Source organism: Serratia sp. (in: enterobacteria) (assembly GCF_046715635.1).
Lineage (GTDB): Bacteria > Pseudomonadota > Gammaproteobacteria > Enterobacterales > Enterobacteriaceae > Chania.
Window position 1 is genome coordinate 1 of sequence record NZ_JBKJYW010000341.1, and the last position, 4,614, is coordinate 4,614.

A 4,614-nucleotide genomic window follows, 5' to 3' on the forward strand; every position below is an offset into this window, starting at 1 on the left:
TCGGTCCAACTGCGGAATAAATAGTTATTTTTGAAAAACGAGTTGTGCCCATAGCAGGCATGAGCCATAACCAGCGCCTGCATGGTGATGGTGTTTTCTTCCATCAGATAGGCAATACACGGGTTAGAGTTGATCACGATCTCATAGGCCAACCCTTGCTGGCCGTGCTTGTAGCGCTGCTCGGTTTCGATGAACTTTTTGCCGAATGACCAATGAGTGTAGTTGATCGGCATCCCGACGCTGGAATAGGCATCCATCATCTGCTCAGAGGTAATGACCTCGATCTGATGCGGGTAGGTGTCGAGCCGGTAATGCTTGGCAACCCGGTCGATCTGTTCCAGATAGACCTGCAACAGGTCGAATGTCCAGTCCGGTCCATCGCTCAGACGTTTATCTTCCTTAACCTTTTTCTGTGTCGAAGTAGTCATCAGCGCACCCTCGTTATGAACGGCGTCGGCTCTTTTGGCAGACCCTTTAACAATGATAGTCCAAGTCGTAATAAATCGTTTGAAATCATCCATACTGCGCATTGTTAACCGCCTGCGGTGGCTTCGTTCAAACCGGTTTTGCGGCCCGTGGCTGCACTCAATCAGGCATTTAACCGATTCTTTAGAGGAAACTGATGCGCAATGGATGTTGCTGGAACTATTAGCCTTAAATTTTTAATTAAACAGATTTATATTCCATAAAATGAAGGTTGTCATTCCGTATCACGCTGGCCGTTTTCGCTGATGTTTTAGGTGGATAAAGAGCCTGTTTTTTCGTCAAAATGCGCTTTAACAGCATCTTATCGTTATTTTTTAACCACTATTGCCAAAGACGGGGGCATCAACGATAAAATAATTGTGAATATTGTCACGATTAATGATTGAGTTGTTGAGTAGTTTTTTCCACTGAGTTAATTTCCTGTTATTGGTAGATTGTGCTTTATCGATCCTTGGGCTGGAGTCAGCGATGAGAGTGGTTATTTTAGGTAGCGGAGTGGTAGGGGTTGCCAGTGCCTGGTACTTGGCAAAAGCGGGCCATGAGGTGACGGTGATCGATCGTCAACCAGGGCCCGCCTTGGAAACCAGTGCGGCTAATGCCGGGCAGATATCTCCAGGTTACGCTGCGCCTTGGGCAGCACCTGGGGTACCGTTGAAGGCGATTAAATGGATGTTCCAGCGTCACGCGCCGTTGGCAGTCCGCCTCGATGGCAGTAGTTTCCAACTGCGCTGGATGTGGCAGATGCTGAAAAACTGCGATACCGCCCATTATATGACCAATAAAGGCCGTATGGTGCGCCTGGCGGAATACAGCCGCGACTGTATCAAAGCCCTGCGTCAGGAAACAGGCATCCAGTACGAAGGCCGTCAAGGCGGCACGCTGCAACTGTTCCGCACCCAGCAGCAGTTTGAAAGTGCGGCCAAAGACATTGCCGTGCTGGAGGATGCTGGGGTGCCTTACAAACTGCTGGAAGCCAGCCAACTGGCGACGGTTGAGCCTGCGTTGGCGCAGGTTGCCCACAAGCTTACCGGCGGTTTACAACTCCCGAATGATGAAACCGGGGATTGCCAACTGTTCACCCAGCAGTTGGCCAAGCTGGCGCAGCAGGCCGGAGTCAACTTCCTGTTTAACCGCAACGTTGAACGTCTGCTGGTGGAAGGAGATAAAATTACCGGAGTGCAGTGTGATGGTGAGACCATTACCGCAGATAGCTATGTTGTGGCGTTCGGTGCCTATTCAACCGCGCTGCTGCGCGATCTGGTGTCCATTCCGGTTTATCCGTTGAAAGGTTACTCATTGACCATTCCGATCGCCGATGAAGCGGCTGCACCGTTCTCTACCGTGTTGGACGAAACCTATAAAATCGCCATCACTCGCTTCGATCAGCGCATCCGCGTGGGCGGTATGGCGGAGATTGTCGGCTTCAATACTCAGTTGGAGCAGAAGCGGCGCGAAACGCTGGAAATGGTGGTACGCGATCTGTACCCGAACGGCGGGCGGGTTGAGGAAGCTACATTCTGGACGGGGCTACGCCCGATGACGCCGGATGGCACGCCGATCGTGGGGCGCACGTCGCTGAAAAATCTCTATTTAAATACCGGCCATGGCACTTTGGGTTGGACGATGGCCTGCGGCTCCGGGCAGTTGCTGGCCGATCTGATCTCTGGGGCCACCCCGGCCATTGCTTCAGACGATCTGGCGGTGGCGCGTTACCGCGCAGACTTTCGCCAGGGGCCTGTTGTCCCTTTGAATGACGTGCACCCAGCACGCTGAAAACCAATGCGATAGGAGATCCCATGCCTCGCCCGATTATCGCTACGCTGCATTTGGCCGCGTTGACCAATAACCTGCAGGTAGTTCGTCGTTATGCTCCTTCGGCTAAAGTCTGGGCCGTTGTTAAGGCCAACGCTTATGGCCATGGTTTGCAGCACGTCTGGCGCAGCCTGGCCGAGAATAGCGATGGCTTTGCCTTGCTCGATATGGCCGAGGCGGTATTACTACGTGAATCTGGCTGGCAGGGGCCGATTTTGCTGCTGGAGGGTTTTTTCCAGCCAGCAGATCTGAAGCTGATCGACCGTTACCGTTTAACCACGGCGGTGAACAGTGACTGGCAGCTAGAGGCGATTGCCGAAGCGAATTTACAGGCCCCCCTGGATGTTTATCTCAAGTTGAACAGCGGTATGAACCGCCTGGGGTTTGCCCCGGAGCGGTTGCATAGCGTTTGGTTAACTGCAAAAAAACGGCGAAATATTGGTTCGATAACGCTAATGAGCCACTTCGCCACCGCCGACGGGGCTGAAGGCGTCAAGGAGCAGATGGCCGTGATTGACCGTGCCACTGCTGCGATTGATTTGCCGCGTAGCCTGGCCAACTCGGCGGCCATCTTGTGGCATCCTCATACGCAGGGGGAATGGGTGAGGCCGGGGGTTATACTTTATGGCGCATCACCCAGCGGTCACTGGCAAGATATCGCCGCCACCGGTTTGCAACCGGCGATGACGCTGAGCAGCAAGATCATTGGCATCCAACATTTGCAAGCGGGAGACCGTGTGGGGTATGGCTGGCGTTATGCCGCCAGTGGGGCGCAGCGTATCGGCGTGGTGGCCTGTGGTTATGCGGATGGTTATCCTCGGCATGCGCCCACCGGCACCCCAGTCTGGGTGGACGGCGTACTGACGCATACGGTAGGGTCGGTTTCCATGGATATGATGACGGTGGATCTGACACCGTGTCCGCAGGCTACCATCGGTACTCACGTAGAACTGTGGGGGAGGCAACTGCCGGTTGATGATGTGGCTGCCGCAGCCGGAACCTTGGGTTACGAGCTGCTGACAGCTTTGGCGGCACGGGTGCCTATTGTTGTAGAAGAATAACCTCAGCCGATTTTTTTCAACTGCCCTTTGATTTGCTTGCTGCGCTGCCGTGCGTGTAGCGCCAGCAGGCAACCTACCAACATCACCAACGCCAGCGACAGTTTCGGCTGTAGCGGTAACGCCATGGCGATCAAACCCAGTGCGGCACCTCCGGCCATCTGAATAAAGCCCACCAGTGCGGAAGCCACGCCCGCCTCGTTAGAGTAAGGCTCCAACGCATAGCTGGTTGACGGCCCCATGACAAAAGCCAATCCGGCGCAGGCGCAGGCCACGGGCAAGATATAAGCCAACCAATGGCTTTGCGCCGACGCGCCCAGCAGTGTCACGCCCAACACTAAAGCGAGACAGCCTAACCCCATCAGTATGCCGCCGGTAGCCAGGCAGAAAGGGCGACCAATCTTGTGAATGATGCGGTTGGCGACAAAGCTGACCAGCATGATCCAGAAACCGTTGGCACCGAATACTAACGAGAATTGCAGCGGGGACAGCCCGGCGGTGCCCATCAGCACGTTAGGTGCCAATGATACATAGGTCAATGCCATCCCCATCGCCCCGGCATTAACTATGGCAAAGGTTATAAAACGGCGATCGCCAAGAATGCGCAGATACTGACGTACCGGCAGCCCTTTGACGGCTATGGTAGTGGCGGGGCGGGTTTCCGGTAGGTAGAAGATGACCAGCAATAACACCACTGCGGCGTAACCGACCAGGAACCAGAACGGAGCGCGCCAACCGAAGGCTTCAGCCAGCAAACCACCAAGCAGTGGGGCCAGTGCAGGAATGATATTCAGCGTACCGTTGAGAAAACCGAAAGCGCGTGCGGCATCATCGCCATTCATCCGATCGCGTACGCCACTGAATGCTACGACGGCGGTACAGCAAACGGCAACGCCTTGCATCAGGCGCGAAGCGACAAAAATATCTGCCGTTGTCGCCAGCGCGGCCATGGCTGCACCCACCATATAAATCAGGATCCCGGCGATAGCCACCGGCTTACGACCATAGTTATCGACCAGCGGACCGGCGATCACCTGGCCTAAACCCAACACCAGAATAAACAGCGAAATGGTGGATTGGATCAAGGCTTCGCTGCTGTTTAGACCCAGGGCAATGGTAGGAATGGTGGGCAGATAGAGATCGATTCCCAGAGGGCCGAGCAACACCAGGCTAAGCAGGAGAAAGAGAAATTTTTGCATAACAAAAATGGCACATCCGAATGACAAAGAGGGCTAGAGTAGAGATCCCAACCGCAAAT

The 4,614-nt window shown here is 54.5% G+C and carries 4 protein-coding genes; 2 read left to right on the forward strand and 2 right to left on the reverse strand.

Annotated features, from left to right (window positions below):
- A partial coding sequence (locus ACLQ7H_RS18030) for a SpoVR family protein (RefSeq protein ID WP_411753842.1) occupies window positions 1–428 on the reverse strand: 428 nt, incomplete at its 3' end.
- Window positions 429–954: 526 nt separating this feature from the next.
- Between ACLQ7H_RS18030 and ACLQ7H_RS18035 the strand changes: the two genes are divergently transcribed.
- Both ACLQ7H_RS18035 and dadX read left to right on the forward strand, forming a co-directional pair.
- The gene (locus ACLQ7H_RS18035) at window positions 955–2,259 is read left to right on the forward strand and encodes a D-amino acid dehydrogenase (protein WP_411753843.1); all 1,305 of its coding nucleotides are present in this window, start codon (window positions 955–957) and stop codon (window positions 2,257–2,259) included.
- Between the two features lie 23 nt (window positions 2,260–2,282).
- Window positions 2,283–3,359, forward strand: a complete 1,077-nt coding sequence (gene dadX / locus ACLQ7H_RS18040) for a catabolic alanine racemase DadX (RefSeq protein WP_411753844.1) — start codon at window positions 2,283–2,285, stop codon at window positions 3,357–3,359.
- Window positions 3,360–3,361: 2 nt separating this feature from the next.
- Here dadX and ACLQ7H_RS18045 read toward each other — a convergent pair whose 3' ends face one another.
- Window positions 3,362–4,555 carry a multidrug effflux MFS transporter gene (locus ACLQ7H_RS18045; protein WP_411753845.1) on the reverse strand — a complete coding sequence of 398 codons (1,194 nt, stop codon included), beginning with the start codon at window positions 4,553–4,555 and terminating at the stop codon, window positions 3,362–3,364.
- Window positions 4,556–4,614: the final 59 nt, after the last annotated feature.

Bases quoted from the DNA above. Each gene is read 5' to 3' on its own strand.
- ACLQ7H_RS18035 (WP_411753843.1), top strand. From the start codon at position 955: ATGAGAGTGGTTATTTTAGGTAGCGGAGTGGTAGGGGTTGCCAGTGCC.
- dadX (WP_411753844.1), top strand. From the start codon at position 2,283: ATGCCTCGCCCGATTATCGCTACGCTGCATTTGGCCGCGTTGACCAAT.
- ACLQ7H_RS18045 (WP_411753845.1), bottom strand. From the start codon at position 4,555: ATGCAAAAATTTCTCTTTCTCCTGCTTAGCCTGGTGTTGCTCGGCCCT.